Here is a 17,689-nt window from a genome sequence, read left to right on the forward strand (position 1 = left end):
CCATGGGCGCTCAACTCCGGGTCTACACGCAGAAGATCAAGTCTGCGCAGACGACCAAGAAGATCACGAAGGCGATGGAGCTCATCGCCGCGTCGCGCATCCAGAAGGCGCAGGCGCGGGTGGCGGCGTCCGGGCCCTACTCTCGTGCGATCACTCGTGCCGTGTCGGCCGTCGCGACGTACTCCAACGTCGACCACGTGCTGACCACCGAGCCCGAGCGGGTTGAGCGGGCTGCGGTCGTCGTGTTCGCATCCGACCGAGGCCTCGCGGGTGCCTTCAACTCGCAGGTGCTGCGCGAAGCGGCCGAACTGACCGAACTCCTCAGGAGCCAGGGCAAGGACGTCACGCACTACCTCGTGGGGCGTAAGGCCGTCGCGTACTTCACGTTCCGCCGGATGCAGGCTGCCGGCCAGTGGGTGGGCAACACCGAGAACCCCGACTTCGCCACGGCGCAGGAGATCAGCGAATCCATCCTCAAGGCGTTCCTCACGGACGCCTCCGAGGGCGGCGTCGATGAGATCCACATCGTCTACAACCGCCTGGTGAGCATGATGACGCAGACCCCCGAGGTCGTCCGTCTCCTGCCGCTCGAGGTCGTCGAGGGTGTCGAAGAGCCGACGGACACCGCGGTGCTGCCGCTCTACGAGTTCGAGCCGGATGCGGAGAGCGTCCTCGACGCCCTCCTCCCGAACTACATCGAGAGCCGGATCTTCAACGCGCTGTTGCAGTCCTCCGCCGCGAAGCACGCCGCGACGCAGAAGGCGATGAAGTCGGCCAGCGACAACGCCGACAAGCTCATCACCGACTACACCCGCCTCCGCAACAACGCGAGGCAGGCCGAGATCACCCAGCAGATTTCCGAAATCGTTGGCGGCGCAGACGCGCTCTCGTCCTAGTCATCGCAACACGCACACGTATCTGTAGAGACAGAGAAGAGAAGAACATGACTCCCACCGCAACTGCCGAGCAGGGCGCTGCAGAGGTGAAGGCCGGCGCCGTCGGTCGCATCTCCCGCGTCACCGGCCCGGTCGTCGACATCGAGTTCCCGCACGACGCGATCCCGGGCATCTACAACGCCCTGAAGACCAGCGTCGTCATCGGTGAGCAGACGATGGTCCTGACCCTCGAGGTCGCACAGCACCTCGGCGACGACCTCGTCCGCGCCATCGCGCTGAACCCGACCGACGGCCTCGTCCGCGGTCAGGAGGTCACCGACACGGGTTCGCCCATCACGGTGCCCGTCGGCGACGTCACCAAGGGCAAGGTCTTCAACGTCATCGGCGAGGTGCTCAACGCCGAGCCCGGTGAGCAGATCGAGATCACCGAGCGCTGGCCGATCCACCGTCAGCCGCCGTCGTTCGACCAGCTCGAGTCGAAGACCCAGCTGTTCGAGACCGGCATCAAGGTCATCGACCTTCTGACGCCGTACGTCCTCGGTGGCAAGATCGGCCTCTTCGGTGGTGCGGGTGTCGGCAAGACGGTCCTCATCCAGGAGATGATCCAGCGTGTCGCGCAGGACCACGGTGGTGTGTCGGTGTTCGCCGGTGTCGGCGAGCGTACCCGTGAGGGCAACGACCTCATCCACGAGATGGAAGAGGCCGGCGTCTTCGAGAAGACGGCCCTCGTGTTCGGCCAGATGGACGAGCCGCCGGGAACGCGTCTTCGCGTCGCGCTGTCGGCCCTGACCATGGCGGAGTACTTCCGCGATGTCCAGAAGCAGGACGTGCTGCTCTTCATCGACAACATCTTCCGCTTCACGCAGGCCGGTTCCGAGGTGTCGACGCTCCTCGGTCGCATGCCGTCCGCGGTGGGCTACCAGCCGAACCTCGCCGACGAGATGGGTCTCCTCCAGGAGCGCATCACCTCGACGCGCGGTCACTCGATCACCTCGCTGCAGGCGATCTACGTCCCCGCCGACGACTACACCGACCCGGCTCCCGCGACGACCTTCGCGCACCTCGACGCCACGACCGAGCTTTCCCGTGAGATCGCGTCGAAGGGCCTGTACCCCGCGGTGGACCCGCTGACCTCGACCAGCCGTATCCTCGACCCCCGTTACCTGGGTGCCGACCACTACCGCGTGGCGACGACGGTCAAGCAGATCCTCCAGAAGAACAAGGAACTCCAGGAGATCATCGCGATCCTCGGTGTCGACGAGCTCTCCGAAGAGGACAAGATCACGGTGTCGCGTGCGCGCCGCATCCAGCAGTTCCTCTCGCAGAACACCTACATGGCGAAGAAGTTCACGGGTGTCGAGGGATCGACCGTTCCGCTGAAGGACACGATCGAGTCGTTCGACGCGATCGCCAAGGGTGAGTTCGACCACGTGGCCGAGCAGGCGTTCTTCAACGTCGGTTCGATCACCGATGTCGAAGAGAAGTGGGCTCAGATCCAGAAGGAGAACGGCTGATCATGGCCGCGACTCCTCTGACCGTGAGCGTCGTCGCAGCCGACCACGAAGTGTGGTCGGGTGCGGCGCGCCAGCTGATCGCGAAGACCGTCGACGGCGAGATCGGTATCCTCCCCGGACACGAGCCGATGCTGGCCATCCTCGCTGCCGGTGAAGTCCGCGTCACGCTCGAGGACGGTTCCAAGATCGTCGCGAACGCGGAAGACGGCTTCCTGTCGGTCGAGAACAACACCGTCACCGTCGTGGCCGGCAACGCCACGCTCGTGACCCGTTCCTGACCCGGTGCTGATCCTCCTTCCCCCTTCGGAGACGAAGCGGGACGGCGGCGACGGACCAGCCCTGGACACCGCACTTCTGCGGTTTCCAGGGCTTTCGTCGTCCCGGAACGATGTCGTCGGAGCCTTGGTGTCGCTCGCTGCCGATGAGGCCGCGACGGTGAAGGCCCTGAAGCTCGGCCCCAAACAGCTCGGTGAGGTCCAGCGCAACCGCGTGGCCGCGACGTCCGCGACCATGCCGGCGATCGACCGGTACACGGGGGTGCTGTTCGACGCGCTCGATGCAGCCACGCTCTCAGCGGACGCGCGACGCTTCGCTGCTGAGCACCTGGTGGTGCACTCGGCGTTGCTCGGCCCGGTCGGCGCGCTCGATGCCATTCCGGCGTACCGGCTCTCCCACGACTCCAGGCTCCCCGGGTTCGTCCTGAAACGTCACTGGGCGGTGCCGGTCGCGCGCGAGCTGGACGCCGTCCCGGGTGTCCTGCTGGACCTGCGCTCGGAAGGCTACGCGGCGCTCGGGCCGTTGCCGGATCGCGTCGGTGCCGTCTACCTGCGTGTGCTCACGGTCGGCGACGATGGCCGCCGTCGCGCGCTCAACCACTTCAACAAGCAGGGCAAGGGCCGGTTCACCCGCGCGCTGTTGGAGGCCGGTGTCGACCACCCTGATGTCGGCTCGTTGCTCGACTGGGCCCGATCGACCGGATGGGTGCTCGACGTCCACGCCCGTGCCGACGACAATCGGGTGACCGAGCTCGCCCTCGTCGTCTGACCCCTCCGGATCAGGGAGCGCTCTCGGAGCGCCAGCAGCCGACGAGGTGGTCGTCGACGAGGCCACCGGACTGCATGAGGGCGTACATCGTCGTCGGGCCCACGAACCGGTAGCCGCGCTGCCGCAGGTGCGCGCTCAGTGCGGTGGACTCCGGGGTGATCGCCGGGACGTCGCTCCACTGCTCGAACCTGGCCGGCCGAGGAAGTGGAGCGAAGCTCCAGAGGATCTCGTCGAGGTCGTCTCCGAGCTGAAGCGCGTTGCGCGCATTCCCGATGACGGCGTTGATCTTCCCGCGGTGTCGGATGATCCGGGCATCGTCGAGCAGCAGCTCGACATCCGCTTCGGACATCGCTGCGACAGCCTCGAGGTCGAAGTCGTGGAACCGCTCACGGAACGCGGGCCGTTTGCGCAGGATCGTGATCCACGACAGGCCCGCCTGGAATCCCTCGAGGCTGATCTTCTCGAAGACCAGCCGTTGGCCGTGCAGTGGGACGCCCCACTCCTCGTCGTGATATCGCTGGTACTCCGGGTCGGCGCCGGCCCATGCGCAGCGGGGGAGTCCGTCGGGGCCGACGACGAGGGATGCTGAGCCGGTCATCGGCGGTACGGGATCCCTTCGTGGTCGAGGAGCCATCGTTTGGTCGGCGGCCCGTCTCCGCCAGAATAGCCGGTGACGACGCCCCCGATGCCGAGCACCCGATGGCAGGGGATGAGGATGGCGATGGTGTTCGCGCGGACCGCCTGTCCGGCGGCGCGTCCACCGCCGGGGGCACCGGCGGCTGCCGCCAGGGCGCCGTAGCCGGTGGTGGTCCCGAAGCCCACCTCGCGGAGCGCAGACCAGACCGACTCCTGGAACGGTGTGCCCGTCGCGGCGATCGGCACGTCGAACATGGTTCGGCGGCGGCGGAAGTACTCGTCGAGCTGCTCGACGGCCTCCAGGAGGACTGCTGTGGGTCGCTCGTCCGTGCCGTCGAGCGGGAGCCGCCCGTCCTGCTCGAAGCGCACGGCGGAGACCGCCCCGTCGACGGATCGGATCTCCAGCCGTCCGACAGGAGTCGGCATGCGGAGGAACCCGTGGTCGGCCCGGCCGGGTGTCTCGGCGGGGGAGGGGGTGGTCTCGGTGGTGGGGACGAGGTGTGGAGTCATGGGCCGAGCGTACGAAGGTCACACCGTGGCCGTCAGGGGTGCCGCCGGCTCCTGAGGATCCGGCCGACGTGGGGCGCCTGTGGAGCAGGGTCGGACTAGCCTTGGGACCATGTCTGCTCTCAGCTATCGTCCGCTCGGTCGCAGCGGCCTCATCGTCTCCGCCGTCGGTATCGGCTGCAACAACTTCGGACGGGCCGGCACCGTCACCGAGAGCCAGGAAGGGACCACGGCCGTGGTCGACGCGGCCATCGACAAAGGTGTGAACCTGTTCGACACCGCCGACATCTACGGCCGCGAGTACGGGTTGAGCGAGGAACTGCTCGGACGGGCGTTGGCCGGCCGGCGGGACGAGGTCGTCCTCGCCACCAAGTTCGGCCACGCGGACTACGAGAGTCCGATCCCGAACTGGGGCTCCAAAGGGTCGCGCCGCTACCTGCGACTCGCGGTCGAGGGCTCGCTCCGGCGTCTCGGCACCGAGTGGATCGACCTCTACCAGATGCACACGCCCGACCCGCTGACGCCCATCGAGGAGACGATCGCCGCTCTCGACGAACTCGTCCACGAGGGCAAGATCCGCTACTACGGGCATTCCAATTTCGCCGGCTGGCAGGTGACCGAGGCGCACTGGGCGGCGACCTCGGCCGGTCACCCCGCCTTCGTCTCCGCCCAGAACGAGTACAGCCTGCTCGTCCGCGGGGCCGAACGTGAGGTGTTCCCTGCGATGCGAGCGGCAGGCGTCGGTTTCCTGCCCTACTTCCCGCTCTCCAACGGCTTGTTCACGGGGAAGTTCTCGCGCGAGGGCGGACCGGCCGAGAGTCGGATCATGCGCCAGCGCAAGCACATCCTGGACCAGGCGCCCTGGGACGCGATCGAGGCCTACCAGGCGTTCTGCGACGATCGTGGCATCAGCATGCTCGAAGCGACGTTCGGCTGGCTGCTCGCGCGCGAGGGACTGACGAGCGTCATCGCCGGAGCGACGACGCCCGAACAGATCCGCGCGAACGCCGCCGCCGGTTCGGCCTGGTCACCGTCGGACGAGGAGGCGGCCTGGATCTCCGACCGGTTCCCGCTCGACTGAGCGACGCGTCAGCGCGCGGAATCCGGGCGTTCCGACGCGGCTGACGTCGACGCATCGGTCGCCGGTGGCGCGTCGGGCGAAGCCAGTTGCCGGAGGTCGAGCTGAGCGGTCATCGTCCCGAAATGCTCGGTGACCTGCTCCGTCACCTGGTCGGACACCTGCCCGCTGAGGTCGGCGGAGACGCTCTCCGTGAGTTCCGCCGCGAACAGACGGCGCTTGGCCCGCTGCTCCCGGCGGACCTCGATGCCGAACGCCTTGAACGACGAGACGCACATCAGGATGATCACGATGCTGAAGGGCAGCGCCGTGATGATCGCCGCAGTCTGCATCGAGGCGAGGCCGCCCGCGATCAGCAGGGAGATCGCCAGCAGACTCGTCACGAGCGCCCAGGCGATCCGCACCCGGTTCCGCGGCTCGGTGCCACCGGTCGTGAGCATCCCCATGACGAGGGAACCCGAGTCCGCGGAGGTCACGAAGAACAGCAGGATGAGCAGCAGAGCACCGACGGTCGCGATGGAGCCGCCCGGAAGGCCGGCCAGCATGTTGAACAGGGCGGTGTTCAGGTCGACCGGCCCCTCGGAGCCGCTGAAGTCCCGTCCCTCGAGCGACTGCATGATCGCGGTGCCACCCAGCACGGCGAACCAGAGGAACGTCACAAGGGTCGGGACGAGCAGGACACCGAGGACGAACTGCCGCACGGTGCGACCCTTCGAGATGCGGGCGATGAACACGCCGACGAACGGCGCCCAGGACATCCACCAGCCCCAGTAGAAGGTCGTCCACGACGACTGCCAGGCCTCGCCGGCGGCACCCTGGTAGGCGGAGACGTTGAAGGTCAGGCCGACGACGTTCTGCAGGTACGCACCCATCGCCTGGACCCACTCGCGCAGGAGGAACAGCGTCGGACCGGCGAACAGGACGAAGAACAGCAGCAGGCCGGCCAGGATGAGGTTCGTGTTCGAGAGCCACTTCATGCCCTTGTGCACGCCGGAGACGAGGGAGAAGATCGTGACGCCGGTGATCACCAGGATGAGGATGACCTGGGTGAGGATGTTCGGCTCGGCGATGCCCGTGTACCCGAGTCCGGCCGAGATCTGCAGGACGCCGAGCCCGAGGGAGGTCGCGACACCGAAGACCGTGCCGATGACCGCGATGGTGTCGATCGCGTTGCCCCAGCCGCCCTGGACCCGCTTGCCGAGGAGCGGCTCGATGGCCCAGCGGATGGACATCGGACGCCCCTTGCGGTGGACGGCGTAGGCCAGTGCAACCCCGACGACCGCGTAGATCGACCAGGCGTGCAGCCCCCAGTGCAGGTAGGTCTGGCTCATCGCCTGCTGCGCCAGGGACTGCTGCGAACCCGTGACGCCGGGCCGCGGCTCCAGGAAGTGCGTGAGTGGTTCACCGACCCCGTAGAAGACGAGCCCGATCCCCATGCCGGCTGCGAAGAGCATCGAGAACCAGGACATCAGGGAGAACTCCGGCTCGTCGTCGTCCTTGCCGAGCTTGATGTCGCCGAACTTCGAGACCGCGAAGACGATCGCCACGATCACGAACCCGGCCACGAGGAGGACGTAGTACCACCCGAGACCACCGATGATCCCCGACTGGATGGATCCGAAGACCGACTCGGCCTGTTTCGGGAGCAGGATCGAGAACAGCGCGACGCCGAGGATGACGACGAGGGCGGGTCCGAGCACCCACGGGATGACCTTGGTCGGCGCCTTCGCGGCAGCCGCGTCGGAGGTGGGGATGGTCTTGGTGCTCACTGATGCGCTCCTCGGGCCGTGCGGACGACCCTGCGTCGTCCCGCCCACCAAGGGTAGGGAGCGGCGGCGATCCGGACAACGTTGCGACGACGGCCAGGGTGTGCTGTGCCGTCGGTCAGCTGTTCAGTGCCGCGAGTGACCAGTTGAGGGTCGTCGCGAAGAGCAACCACGCCCAGTAGGGGATGAGGAGCACGGCGGCGACCCGCGAGACCTCCCAGAAGGCGAACATGGTCGCGAGGACGGCGAGGTCGAGCACGAGGATGATGACGAGGGCGATCCACAGGGCCGGCGCGCCGATGAAGGGGTACAGCCCGAAGAAGCACGGGGTCCAGAGGGCGTTGAGCACCAGCTGCACGATGTAGAGCACGAGCGCCCGGCTCGCTCCGTCGCTCAGCTCGGGGGTACCGTCCCGTCGTCGTCGCCAGACCAACCAGGCGGCCACTGCGATCATCGTGTACAGCACCGCCCACACGGGACCGAAGATCCAGTTCGGCGGGTTCCAGGCAGCCTTGTCGGCGTCGGCGTACCAACCGTCGATCTGCTCCATGGTGGTCAGCGAACCGAACGCCGCGACTGCGAAGGCGATCAGCAGGAAGCAGACGAGCGCGAGGGCGGAGCGCCACGCCGGGTCCGTGCGCCTCGGGCTGATGGATCGGACGTCCGGTGACGCCGGTGCTGTCGACTGGGACATCATGCCTCCTGGTGTCGGGCGAGGGGTTGGAACCGCAGGTCGAGCCTAGGACGCGGTGCGCGCGCTCCGCACCCCTTGCGCGCGGCCCCCGCTCGGGGGACGGATTCGGGCGAATCGGCACCGTGCGACCGGAATGTCGGGCAGAATTGCGGATGACCATGCTGGAGGATCCGTGCCGAGAACGCCCCGCGACCGACGTCGCACCCGCACGGCCGTCGCCCTCGGCGTCGTCGCCGTCCTCCTCGCCGGAGGAGCCCTCGCGGTGTCGATCGTGAGCCGTGTCCCGAGTGCCGCGGCCGGCCCGTTCGACGGCGCGCAGTTGTACGTCGATCCGACCTCGCTGGCCGCTCGTGCAGCTGCGGAGGCGGGCTTGGCGTCGCAGGAGCCGACGTCCTCCGCCTCCACCGGGACGAGCGGCGGCTCGAACGGTGATCCCTCGGACACGGCGCAGCAGCGCGCGGCGGCGGCTCGGCTGGCCGCGGAACCGACGGCCATCTGGCTCGTCCCTGAGCGGTACCCGATCGGCACGGTCGAAGCGACGGTATCGGACATCGTCCGCTCCGCCGAGCGCGCAGGCTCCATGCCCGTCTTCACCGTTTACGGCGTGCCCGAGCGCGACTGCGGCAACGAGTCCGCCGGAGGTCTGTCGAGCGACGACTACCAGGACTGGGTCGCCGAGATCGTCGCTGCCGTCGCCGACCACCGGGTGGCGATCGTCCTCGAGCCGGACGCGGTCGCCCTCGCGCCCGACTGCGGCGACCGGACCGCGCGCATGCAGCAGCTCAGTGCCGCGACGAAGCAGTTCGCGGCAGCGTCTGTGCCCGTGTATCTCGACGGCGGGCACTCCGACTGGCGACCGCCGTCGGAGATGGCGGAGCTGCTGAAGGAGGCCGGCGTGGCCGACGCGACGGGCTTCGCGACCAACGTCTCGAACTACAACGCGACCGAGGATGAGATCGCCTATGCCGAGGAGCTGAGTGGATTGCTCGACGGCGCCCACTACGTCATCGACACCTCCAGGAACGGCAGCGGTTCGAACGGCGAATGGTGCAACCCGTCAGGTCGGACGGTCGGGCAGCAGCCGCTCACGGCGCAGGCCGAGCACCTCGACGCGAACCTGTGGGTGAAAGCCCCCGGCGAGAGCGACGGGGCATGCAACGGTGGCCCCCTTGCTGGGGTATGGTGGCCGGAGCAGGCCGTGCAACTGGCCAAGGGATTCAGCGCGTGGTGAGCCGGCGACGGCCACATCCGGCATGTCGCTGACGGGTGGAACGGGTAGGGGCATCGTGACCGATCAGCTGAGCGAACGTCGAACCGCGGTCGTCATCGAGGACGACGCCGACATCCGTCAACTGCTCGAGACCGTGTTGGAGCAGGCTGGCTTCGAGACGGTGTCCGCCGCGAACGGTCTGGACGGCGTGGAGGCGGTCCGCCTGCACGACCCCCTCGTCACCACCCTCGACGTCAGTATGCCCGGGATCGACGGCTTCGAGGCGGCCAAGCGGATCCGGGCCATCAGCTCGACCTACATCGTGATGCTCACGGCTCGTGGCGACGAGATCGACACCCTGCAGGGGCTCGACTCCGGCGCCGACGACTACATGACCAAGCCGTTCCGGCCCCGTGAACTCCGGGCGCGGATCGAGGCGATGCTGCGTCGGCCTCGTGCGAACGGCGAGGCGGCTGCCGCGTCGACGCCGGCTCCGGCGCCTGTCCAGGCGTCACCGTCACCGGCCGCGGCCGTCGTGCAGCAGGTGCAGCCCGTGCCCCAGGTGCAGCCCGTGTCCCAGCAGCCGGTCCAGTCGTCCGATCCCACGATCGTGCACGAGAACGTCGCGCGTCATGCCGCACCGGTCGGTCAATCGGTCGTCCCCATCATCATGCAGCCCACGACGTCCGCTTCCGACGATGTCGAGGGGTGGCTCGTCCACCGCGGTCTCAAGCTGAGTCCGGCCACGCGCATCGTGGAGGTCGACGGTGGCGAGGTCGACCTGACGCGGAGTGAGTTCGACCTCCTGCAGGCGCTCATGGAGTCCCGGCGTCGGGTGCGCAGCAAGGCCGACCTGGCGCTCATGCTCCGCGGAGAGAGCTACATCACCGCGTATTACGTCAGTGAGGCCGACAAGCGCGCCATCGAGGTCCACCTCGCCAACCTGCGCCGGAAGCTCGCGGACAGCACCGTCGCGCCGCGCTTCATCGAGACGGTCCGCGGCGTCGGTTACCGCATGACCTCCGACGACTGAGCGGACGCCGCTCCAGATCGGAGCCGGTCCGTCGCTGACGGGAGTGCCGGTCGGTCACGCCTCCGAGGCGTCGGCCGCGTCCAGTTCGAGCAGTCGTTCGCAGCTGCGCGCTCCGAGCTCCGTGAGCGCGGACCGGATGTCCGCGACCCGTTCGAGGTCGGCCTGTTCCACGGCGCGAAGTCCCGCGCTCGCCAGAGCGGAGACCCCGATCACACCGAGCATGACGCTGGAGGAGCGGATGCTGAGGAGGACGACCTTCGCCTCGTCGAGGTCCTCGGCCTCGAGTGCTGCTGCGAGACGACTGAGGCGCGTCGGCCACATCTCGACGTAGGTGTGGACGAAACGACGACGACTGCGCAGGTCACCCGAGAGCTCTCGGAGCAACCTGCGCAGTTCGCCGGCGTCGACGGTTCCTGGGTCGGACGTCATCACACCCGGTAGCCGCGCTGGCGACGGATGAGCTTGCCGAACATGCTCAGCGTCTGCAGCACGGTGATGACGCCGAGCACGGGCCAACCAGCCCAGAGGATCGTGGACTGCACGACGGGGGAGAGCTGGGTCCAGACGGCGACGATCGCGATGATGGCGGCGAGGACGAAGAGCAGCGGCGCGAGGTGGGCGTTGCCCGAACCACGCTCGGCCTTGGCCTGCTCCGCCCAGTTGTCGACCTTCTTGTTCGACGCGAACTTCGACCATGCCCGGATGAAGTGGCCCATACGGATCCACATGTAGAACTCGGCCGGGAACACCAGGACGGCGAAGAGGATGTCGCGGGTGTTGCGCTTCTTCATCGACAGCGCGATGCGGAGGTTGAGGAGGATCGCGACGACCGGCGGGATGAGCCACACCGGGCTGAACACGAACGCGTGGATCGACAGCGAACCGGCGAGCAACACGATGAAGAGGATGCGCGTGACGATGTTGAGGAGCATCTCCGCGTTCTCGAGCCACCGCAGTCGGAGGTTCGGGTGGAACGGCTGCCCCTTGGTGTCGCCGCGCTGGCCGGGCCACATGAGCTCGATGGCGCCGTAGTTCCACTTGACCTGCTGCGCATCGAGGGAGCGGACCGTCGTCATACCGCCGACGTCGGCCCGGGCGCGGGCGCTGATCTTCGTGAGGTACCCGGCGCTCTTGATCTGCAGGGAGAGGAGCGAGTCCTCGACCTCGGAGTCCTTCACCCAGGGGGTGGACTGGTGGTTCTGCTCCATGGCGTCGCGCAGCGCCTGGACGGAGAAGATGGAGTACTGCCCGCCGAGCACGGCCATGTTGCGGCCTCGCAGCATGTTCTGCATGTTGAACGCCGCGAACTGCGTGCGCTGGCCGGCGATGAGGAAGGCCGGGATGATCTGCTTCTTGAACGGCTCGTCGTCGATCGAGAAGATCGCGGAGATACCGCCGATGCGGGTGTCCGAGACGATCTCCGCTTCGAGGGACTCGATGGCCGTCGGGTCGGCGACCGTGTCGCCGTCGACGCCGAGAAGGTAGTCGTACCCCTCGACGAGCGTGAAACCGTAGTTCAGCGCGCCGACCTTCTTGTCGGGGTTCTTGCCGATGTCGTGGATGAAGACCTCGGTGAACTGCTCGTACCCGTGCTCGTCGACCTTCGAGTGCGGGCCGGCGTAGGGCGCTGCGACGTCGACCGAGCGGTCGGTGGTGTTGTTGATGACCACGTGGATCACGTCAGGCATCCGCGTCTGCTCGAGCAGGGAGGCCAGGACGGCCGGCAGTGACTCCTCCTCGTTGTAGGCGGGGATGATGCAGCCGATGGTGGCGCGGTACTCGGGAAGCGAGTTGACCGAGTCGATGAATTCGTTCGCATACGCTTCAAGTTCGGGCGCGAGAAGCGGCTGGGTCTGAATGTACCGAGGGTCAGCCTGCTGTGCGTTGGGCCGAGCGTTGTCGGGTCGCGCTTCGAGTTCTGACATCAGAGGTCCTGTTCTGAAGGGGCCGGATACAGCGGGTCGCGCTGTAGAGCCAACTCTGCCGCGCCGGGTGCTGGTTTGGCGCGCGAATGCGATAGCGTCGGCTCAGGATTTCCTCAAGATTCGCTGTGCCCCCAGTTCAGGGGGTCGCGCGACGTCCTGAGCATCGCCCGACCGCCCCTCCGAACCCCGCCAGGAGTCCCATGTCCCAGCAGCCCAGCCCGGTGCGGAACCGGCGCCTCGTCCACGCCGCGCAGCTCGCGACCGCAGCGCTCCTCGTCCTCGGACTGAGTGCCTGTGGAACGCCTCCGTGGGAGGAGCCTGGTGCGGTGCCGACGGCGTCGCCGCGGACCTCGAAGACACCGAAGCCGACGGTCAGTGCCATCACGAACGAACTGGCGAGCGGGAGCGCGAAGCACTCCCTGACGGCGGGGTCGGCGACCCTCTCGGTCGACTACTGGTCGACGCTCTCGATGGACGCCTGGACGGCCGACGTCAACAAGCCCGTGAGCTTCTCACTGAGCGGCATCCTCACCCCCGACGACCTCCAGGCGCTCTACCTGTCGCGGGTGACGCTCACGACGACCGTCCACGGGCCCTCTGGGCAGCTGGAGTCGCCGGCTCCGTTCACGGACCAGTCGACGGTGGCACCCGGGTACCTGATCAAGGCGCCGTACAGCTACAGCCAGACCTTCGTGCTCCCCGAGGTGGACAGCGCCGCGACCGGTGTCACGCTGACGATCACCTACGAGCTGCTCGTCCAGGCGACCCCGACGTCGGCCGAGTACGCGAAGCAGACCGCGGTGGACACGCTGACCATCGCGATCGCCCAACCGGAGTGATCGCGGGACCTCGCTCGATCGGCGAGGTCCTCAGGCGCCCGTCGCCGATGACGCGGCGAGGACGGTCCGGTTGCCTCCGGCGTCGGCCGCCCGGAGACTGGCGTCCCTGGCCGCTCGGGTGAGCACGCCGACGTCGTACCCGAGGTAGTCGGTGAGGGCGATGCCGATGCTCGCAGTCGGTCGCAGTCGGGGGCTCGTCTCGACCGGGTGGTCGAGCAGCCCGTCCTGGATGCCGGCGGCCGCCTGCAGCGCCACGTCGACGTCCGCCGCGGGCGTGGCGACGAGGAGACTCCCCGCGCCGTCCTCGCCGATGTCGGAGAGCGTCGGTCCGTACCGACGGATCGAGGAGATGAACGCCTCGACGACCTCGCTGCTGAAGTTCGAGCCGAACGCCGTCGTCATCTCGTCGAGGTCGTCGAGCCGGATGTGCAGGATCGCGAGCTGTTCGTCGTGGAAGTTGGCCCGCTCCAGCCAGTCTTCGGCGATCCTGATGAAGGACTCGTGGAGGAGCACGTCGTCACCGGTGTACGCGACGATGCTGCCGTGCCGACGGCTCGCCGGGGCGGCCCGTTCGGCGCGGAGCACGGACAGCACCACGGTCGCCACGATCAGGAGCGCGATGAGGAGGAGCGAGGAGGCGACCGTCCCGAAGAACGTGGTGAAGAACCTGCCTGACGGGCCCTCGACGAGGAAGACGACGAACCGCACCGCGAAGAACGCGGCGGCGATACCGAGCACGACGGTGAACCCGCGCGTGCTCGGGTTGTCGCGCATCGCGCCGGTGAGGGTCTCGACCGTCCCGAGCCCGGCGAACAGCGCGATGCAACCGAACGTGACGGCGGAACCCGCCCAGGGTCCGCCGGACGGTCCGGCGGAGAGGGCCGCCACGACGGTGACCGCCGCGCCGACGAGGGAGATCCACAGCAGATTCGTCCGACCGTTGAACAGTCGCGCGCCGGACCACAGCGCGGCGATGCTCAGGACGTAACCGCCGTTGCCCGCCGCGGTGGCCCACCAGGCGTCGGGGCTGAGTGCACCGACCACATAGGAGAAGCTCGTGAACATCCCCGCCATGTACGACACGGACCACACCCGCCCGCTCTCGTCGTCCTTCCGCATGAACGTGTTGACGATGAACGTCGCACCGCAGACGAAGATCACGAGCGCGTTGATCACGGCGACGGTCTGCGTGTCGAGGGTCATTCGGTCCGGCCTCTCGGAATGCGGACGACCGCGGTGGTGCCCTCGCCCAGGACGCTGTGGAGCGTCAGGTCCCCGCCGTGGAGTCTGACGATGTCGCGACTGATGGCGAGGCCGAGCCCGCTGCCGTGCACGGTCGAATTGCGGACGAGGTCCGAACGGAAGAACCGCTCGAAGAGTTTCGGCTGGTCCTTCTCCGAGATGCCGATGCCCGTGTCGCGCACGATCACCCAGGCGGTGTCGCCTTCGGCCGTGACACCGACGCTCAGTTCACCGCCGTCACGGTTGTACTTGATGCCGTTCGACAACAGGTTGTCGACGACCTGGCGGAGCCGGAACGGGTCGGCGAAGAGCGGCACCGCTTCCTCGTCGTGGCGGACGATGGTGATGTTCCGCTCGGCGGCGAGATGCGCGAGCGACTCGACCGCGACGTCGACGATCTCGCGGAGCTCGCAGTCGGACCGCTTGAGCGCCATCGTCCGGTTCACGTCGCGGGAGGCGGCGAGGATGTCGGCGATGAGTTCCAGGAGCCGGTCGCCGTTGGTCTGTGCGATCGTCAGTTGCTTCGCGACTCGGGGCGGCAGCTCGGGGTCGTCGAGCGCGAGGTCGAGGTAGCCGAGGATGGAGGTGAGCGGCGTCCGGAGCTCGTGCGACACGGACGCGACGAGGTCGTCCCTCGCCCGGATCGCGTTGATCTCCGTCGTGACGTTTCGCGAGACGAGGACCGTGCCGTCGTACCCGCCCTCGTGGTCGTAGAGCCGCCGGGAGGTGAGAGCGAGGGCGACCCGCTCGGTGCCCGGGGCTCCGAGCCAGACCGTCAGGTTCTCGAACTCCTCGCCACGACGCGCTCGGATGTACGGCTTGTCCTGCGGTTCGAGCGGGGTCAGCCCGTCCTCCGCCCACACCGGGAGGTCGGGGTTGACGTCGGACAGTTCGCCGACCTCGTCCTGCAGGCGGGTCTGGAAGCGGTTCACCATCGCCCTGGCGCCGATGCGGTCGAAGCGGACCACGCCGAAGTTGACCGCGTTCAGGATCTCCGCGAGGCGGCTCTCCTGATCCTGGGCTCGCCAGAGGGCGGTCTCCAGCTGGCCGGCCTGCTTGTTGAGGAGCACGCGCTGGGCTTCCGTGCGTTTCGCCGTCATCGCTGTCGACACCGCGACGAATCCGAGCACCATCGGAAGGATGACGAGACCGGGGAGGTTGGCGAGGGTGATCTGCCCTGGGGTCATGGCCAGTGTCGACCAGGTCGACGCACAGACGAGGACGATGGCGGTGACGGCGCCCGAGAGCCCGAAGGCCGTCGCCATCCAGATGGTCGGGAAGACCCAGAGGAGTCCCGCACCGATCACAGGTTCGCCCTGCCGGATGAACGCGATGGCGACGATGTCGAGGATGGGGAGCGCGATGAGGAGCCGCGGCACCTGATGCCACGGCACGATCGGAGCGAGCGCCGTCGCGATGAACGCGAGGATGACGCCGACGTAGAACAGGACGGAGTTGTCTTCGACGCCCTGGAACAACAGCGTCGCGAACAGGATGGCGACGACGGCCAGTCCGAAGAGGAGCTGTGGGAAAGCGCTGTACCCGGTCATCCGCCCGACGCGTCGGGGGACTTCGACGGCGTGCGGGCCGGTCCTCACCGGGCCGGTGTCGCCACCGCCCGTCGACCCGTCGGCGACGCCCGACCGTGACTCGTCGGACGGGGGCGTCCGTTCTCCGGTCGGCTTCGCGGGCATGGGTTGAGAGTACCGCGATCGGGGGGTACGCGGTGCGCAACGCGCACGTCGGTGCCGAGTGCGGAGTGCGCCCTCGGGACCTAGCGGGTACCCCAGTCGTAGAGCTGCTTGTGCAGGCGCAGATAGACGAAGGTCTCGGTTCCCGCGACGCCGTCGATCGTGCGGATGTCGTCGTTCAGGAGCGCGATGAGCTCCTCGTCGTCCTCGCAGACGACCTCGACCAGGAGGTCGAAGGATCCGGCGGTGAGCACCACGTAGTCCACGGCGGCAAGGCCCGCCAGGCGGTCCGCGACGACCCGGGTGTCACCTGCCACCCGCACACCGATCATCGCCTGGCGCGTGAAGCCGAGCTGCATGGGGTCGGTGACCGCGACGATCTGGATGACCCCGGACTCGGTGAGTTTCTGCACGCGCTGCCGGACGGCCGCCTCGCTCAACCCGACCGCCTTCCCGATCTCGGCGTAGGAACGCCGTCCATCGGTCTGGAGCTGCTCGATGATCGCCTTCGAGGTGTCATCGGGCTGTGCCGCCTTCGGATGCGGGTCGGAGCTCGCTCGTGTCATGCGTCGATCATGTCAGCGGGTCCCACGTGCGGCAAGCGGATCCGCAGGGTGGGGCGACCGAGGCCTCCGGAACCGTCACTCCCATGACCGATCCTCGTCCTGGAATCAGGGGAGCGGCGTGGGGCGGTCGGGTGGCGCATCGGTACCGTACTATCGTCGATGGTGCATCAGCCACCGCCAGCCGTATTAGAGGAGCAGACGTGACCGAGCACGGGCAACGGATCGTCACGCTGCCCGGCGGTCGTCGGCTCTCCCTGGCTTGGGCCGGGATGACGGATGTCGGCAAGCGGCGCGAGTTGAACGAGGACGCCTTCGTGGCACTGCCACCAGTCTTCGCCGTCGCCGACGGCATGGGGGGCCACTCGGCCGGCGAGGTCGCGAGCGCCGCGGTCGCCCATCGTCTGACCCTCGCGACCGAGGGTGCCGAGATCCTCACCGTTGACGGCCTCGTCGACGCGCTGCGCATGGCCGTGGCCGACATGATCGACACCGCCGAGGAGGGCGAGCTCGGTATGGGCACGACCGTCACCGGCGTCGTGCTGACGGCCGATGAGGGCGAGGGCAGGGTCGCGGTGTTCAACATCGGCGACTCCCGCGTGTACCGTCTGCAGGACGGCGAGCTCGTCCAGATGACCGAAGACCACTCGATCGTGCAGGAACTCATCCGTGCCGGAGCGATCAGCCCGGAAGAGGCCGAGTTCCACCCCAACAGCAACATGATCACCCGGGCCGTCGGCCCGTCCGACGACCCGGTGCCGGACGTCGAACTCTTCCCGGTCCAGGGTGGCGCCCGATGGCTCGTGTGCTCCGACGGGCTCACCAAGGAGCTCACCGACCACGGGATCTGGTACTTCCTCACCGAGGGGAGCACGCCCGTCGACGCCGCTGAACTCCTCTTGCGTGCCGCGCTCGACAACGGCGGTCGTGACAACGTCTCGGTCGTGGTGCTCGACATCGCCGAGCTCGACGACACGGCGGACGCGCCCGAGGAGCAGCCGGGCTCCTGAGCCTGCTCCACAGCCTCCGTCGTCCGCCGGGCCGTTCCACG

The 17,689-nt window shown here is 68.0% G+C and carries 18 protein-coding genes; 9 read left to right on the top strand and 9 right to left on the bottom strand.

Features of this window, described 5'->3' with window-relative positions:
• The first annotated feature begins 2 nt into the window (after positions 1-2).
• From QRN27_RS08695 to QRN27_RS08710, 4 genes are read left to right on the top strand one after another with little or no spacing between them, the layout of a single operon-like run.
• A complete protein-coding gene (locus QRN27_RS08695; RefSeq protein ID WP_056012429.1) occupies positions 3-896 on the top strand; it encodes a F0F1 ATP synthase subunit gamma in 894 nt (297 codons plus the stop codon).
• Positions 897-943: 47 nt separating this feature from the next.
• Entirely contained in the window at positions 944-2,410 is a 1,467-nt protein-coding gene (gene atpD / locus QRN27_RS08700; RefSeq protein ID WP_285041803.1) for a F0F1 ATP synthase subunit beta, read from the top strand.
• Between the two features lie 2 nt (positions 2,411-2,412).
• Positions 2,413-2,688: a F0F1 ATP synthase subunit epsilon gene (locus QRN27_RS08705; RefSeq protein WP_285041805.1), complete on the top strand. Its 276-nt coding sequence runs from the start codon at positions 2,413-2,415 to the stop codon at positions 2,686-2,688.
• Between the two features lie 4 nt (positions 2,689-2,692).
• A complete protein-coding gene (locus QRN27_RS08710) occupies positions 2,693-3,454 on the top strand; it encodes a YaaA family protein (protein WP_285041807.1) in 762 nt (253 codons plus the stop codon).
• A gap of 10 nt (positions 3,455-3,464) precedes the next feature.
• Here the strand turns inward: QRN27_RS08710 and QRN27_RS08715 are convergent, their stop codons facing one another.
• Positions 3,465-4,052 (bottom strand): DNA-3-methyladenine glycosylase I, encoded by a 588-nt coding sequence (locus QRN27_RS08715; RefSeq protein ID WP_285041809.1) that lies wholly within the window; start codon positions 4,050-4,052, stop codon positions 3,465-3,467.
• Positions 4,049-4,600, bottom strand: a complete 552-nt coding sequence (locus tag QRN27_RS08720) for a methylated-DNA--[protein]-cysteine S-methyltransferase (RefSeq protein WP_285041811.1) — start codon at positions 4,598-4,600, stop codon at positions 4,049-4,051. Before QRN27_RS08720 ends, QRN27_RS08715 begins: the two co-directional genes overlap by 4 nt.
• A gap of 109 nt (positions 4,601-4,709) precedes the next feature.
• Here QRN27_RS08720 and QRN27_RS08725 point away from each other — a divergent pair, with 109 nt between their 5' ends.
• The gene (locus QRN27_RS08725; RefSeq protein ID WP_285041813.1) at positions 4,710-5,678 is read left to right on the top strand and encodes an aldo/keto reductase; all 969 of its coding nucleotides are present in this window, start codon (positions 4,710-4,712) and stop codon (positions 5,676-5,678) included.
• An 8-nt stretch (positions 5,679-5,686) separates the two neighbouring features.
• On the opposite strand, the gene QRN27_RS08730 is transcribed toward QRN27_RS08725, so the two are convergent.
• Together QRN27_RS08730 and QRN27_RS08735 are read right to left on the bottom strand one after the other, a co-directional pair.
• Positions 5,687-7,444 carry a BCCT family transporter gene (locus tag QRN27_RS08730; protein ID WP_502929498.1) on the bottom strand — a complete coding sequence of 586 codons (1,758 nt, stop codon included), beginning with the start codon at positions 7,442-7,444 and terminating at the stop codon, positions 5,687-5,689.
• A gap of 115 nt (positions 7,445-7,559) precedes the next feature.
• Positions 7,560-8,135 (bottom strand): TspO/MBR family protein, encoded by a 576-nt coding sequence (locus tag QRN27_RS08735; RefSeq protein WP_285041815.1) that lies wholly within the window; start codon positions 8,133-8,135, stop codon positions 7,560-7,562.
• Between the two features lie 172 nt (positions 8,136-8,307).
• Here QRN27_RS08735 and QRN27_RS08740 point away from each other — a divergent pair, with 172 nt between their 5' ends.
• A complete protein-coding gene (locus QRN27_RS08740; protein ID WP_285041817.1) occupies positions 8,308-9,366 on the top strand; it encodes a glycoside hydrolase family 6 protein in 1,059 nt (352 codons plus the stop codon).
• Between the two features lie 55 nt (positions 9,367-9,421).
• Positions 9,422-10,378 carry a response regulator transcription factor gene (locus QRN27_RS08745; RefSeq protein WP_502929499.1) on the top strand — a complete coding sequence of 319 codons (957 nt, stop codon included), beginning with the start codon at positions 9,422-9,424 and terminating at the stop codon, positions 10,376-10,378.
• 54 nt (positions 10,379-10,432) lie between these two features.
• Here QRN27_RS08745 and QRN27_RS08750 read toward each other — a convergent pair whose 3' ends face one another.
• Both QRN27_RS08750 and QRN27_RS08755 read right to left on the bottom strand, forming a co-directional pair.
• Positions 10,433-10,807: a hypothetical protein gene (locus tag QRN27_RS08750; RefSeq protein WP_285041821.1), complete on the bottom strand. Its 375-nt coding sequence runs from the start codon at positions 10,805-10,807 to the stop codon at positions 10,433-10,435.
• Positions 10,807-12,303 carry a glycosyltransferase family 2 protein gene (locus tag QRN27_RS08755; protein WP_194670543.1) on the bottom strand — a complete coding sequence of 499 codons (1,497 nt, stop codon included), beginning with the start codon at positions 12,301-12,303 and terminating at the stop codon, positions 10,807-10,809. The genes QRN27_RS08750 and QRN27_RS08755 overlap by 1 nt, the downstream gene beginning before the upstream one ends.
• A 200-nt stretch (positions 12,304-12,503) precedes the next feature.
• Between QRN27_RS08755 and QRN27_RS08760 the strand changes: the two genes are divergently transcribed.
• Positions 12,504-13,142: a hypothetical protein gene (locus tag QRN27_RS08760; RefSeq protein ID WP_285041823.1), complete on the top strand. Its 639-nt coding sequence runs from the start codon at positions 12,504-12,506 to the stop codon at positions 13,140-13,142.
• Between the two features lie 30 nt (positions 13,143-13,172).
• Here the strand turns inward: QRN27_RS08760 and QRN27_RS08765 are convergent, their stop codons facing one another.
• The 3 genes from QRN27_RS08765 to QRN27_RS08775 all read right to left on the bottom strand — a co-directional run bounded on the left by QRN27_RS08765 (position 13,173) and on the right by QRN27_RS08775 (position 16,641).
• Positions 13,173-14,345: a nucleotidyl cyclase domain-containing protein gene (locus QRN27_RS08765; RefSeq protein WP_285041826.1), complete on the bottom strand. Its 1,173-nt coding sequence runs from the start codon at positions 14,343-14,345 to the stop codon at positions 13,173-13,175.
• A complete protein-coding gene (locus tag QRN27_RS08770) occupies positions 14,342-16,078 on the bottom strand; it encodes an ATP-binding protein (protein WP_285041828.1) in 1,737 nt (578 codons plus the stop codon). Before QRN27_RS08770 ends, QRN27_RS08765 begins: the two co-directional genes overlap by 4 nt.
• Before the next feature lie 80 nt (positions 16,079-16,158).
• Positions 16,159-16,641: an Lrp/AsnC family transcriptional regulator gene (locus QRN27_RS08775; protein WP_285041829.1), complete on the bottom strand. Its 483-nt coding sequence runs from the start codon at positions 16,639-16,641 to the stop codon at positions 16,159-16,161.
• A 200-nt stretch (positions 16,642-16,841) separates the two neighbouring features.
• Between QRN27_RS08775 and QRN27_RS08780 the strand changes: the two genes are divergently transcribed.
• Positions 16,842-17,648: a PP2C family protein-serine/threonine phosphatase gene (locus QRN27_RS08780; RefSeq protein ID WP_285041831.1), complete on the top strand. Its 807-nt coding sequence runs from the start codon at positions 16,842-16,844 to the stop codon at positions 17,646-17,648.
• Positions 17,649-17,689 lie beyond the last annotated feature (41 nt).

Origin of the sequence: Plantibacter sp. LMC-P-059a, from assembly GCF_030209505.1 — a bacterium.
Lineage (GTDB): Bacteria > Actinomycetota > Actinomycetes > Actinomycetales > Microbacteriaceae > Plantibacter.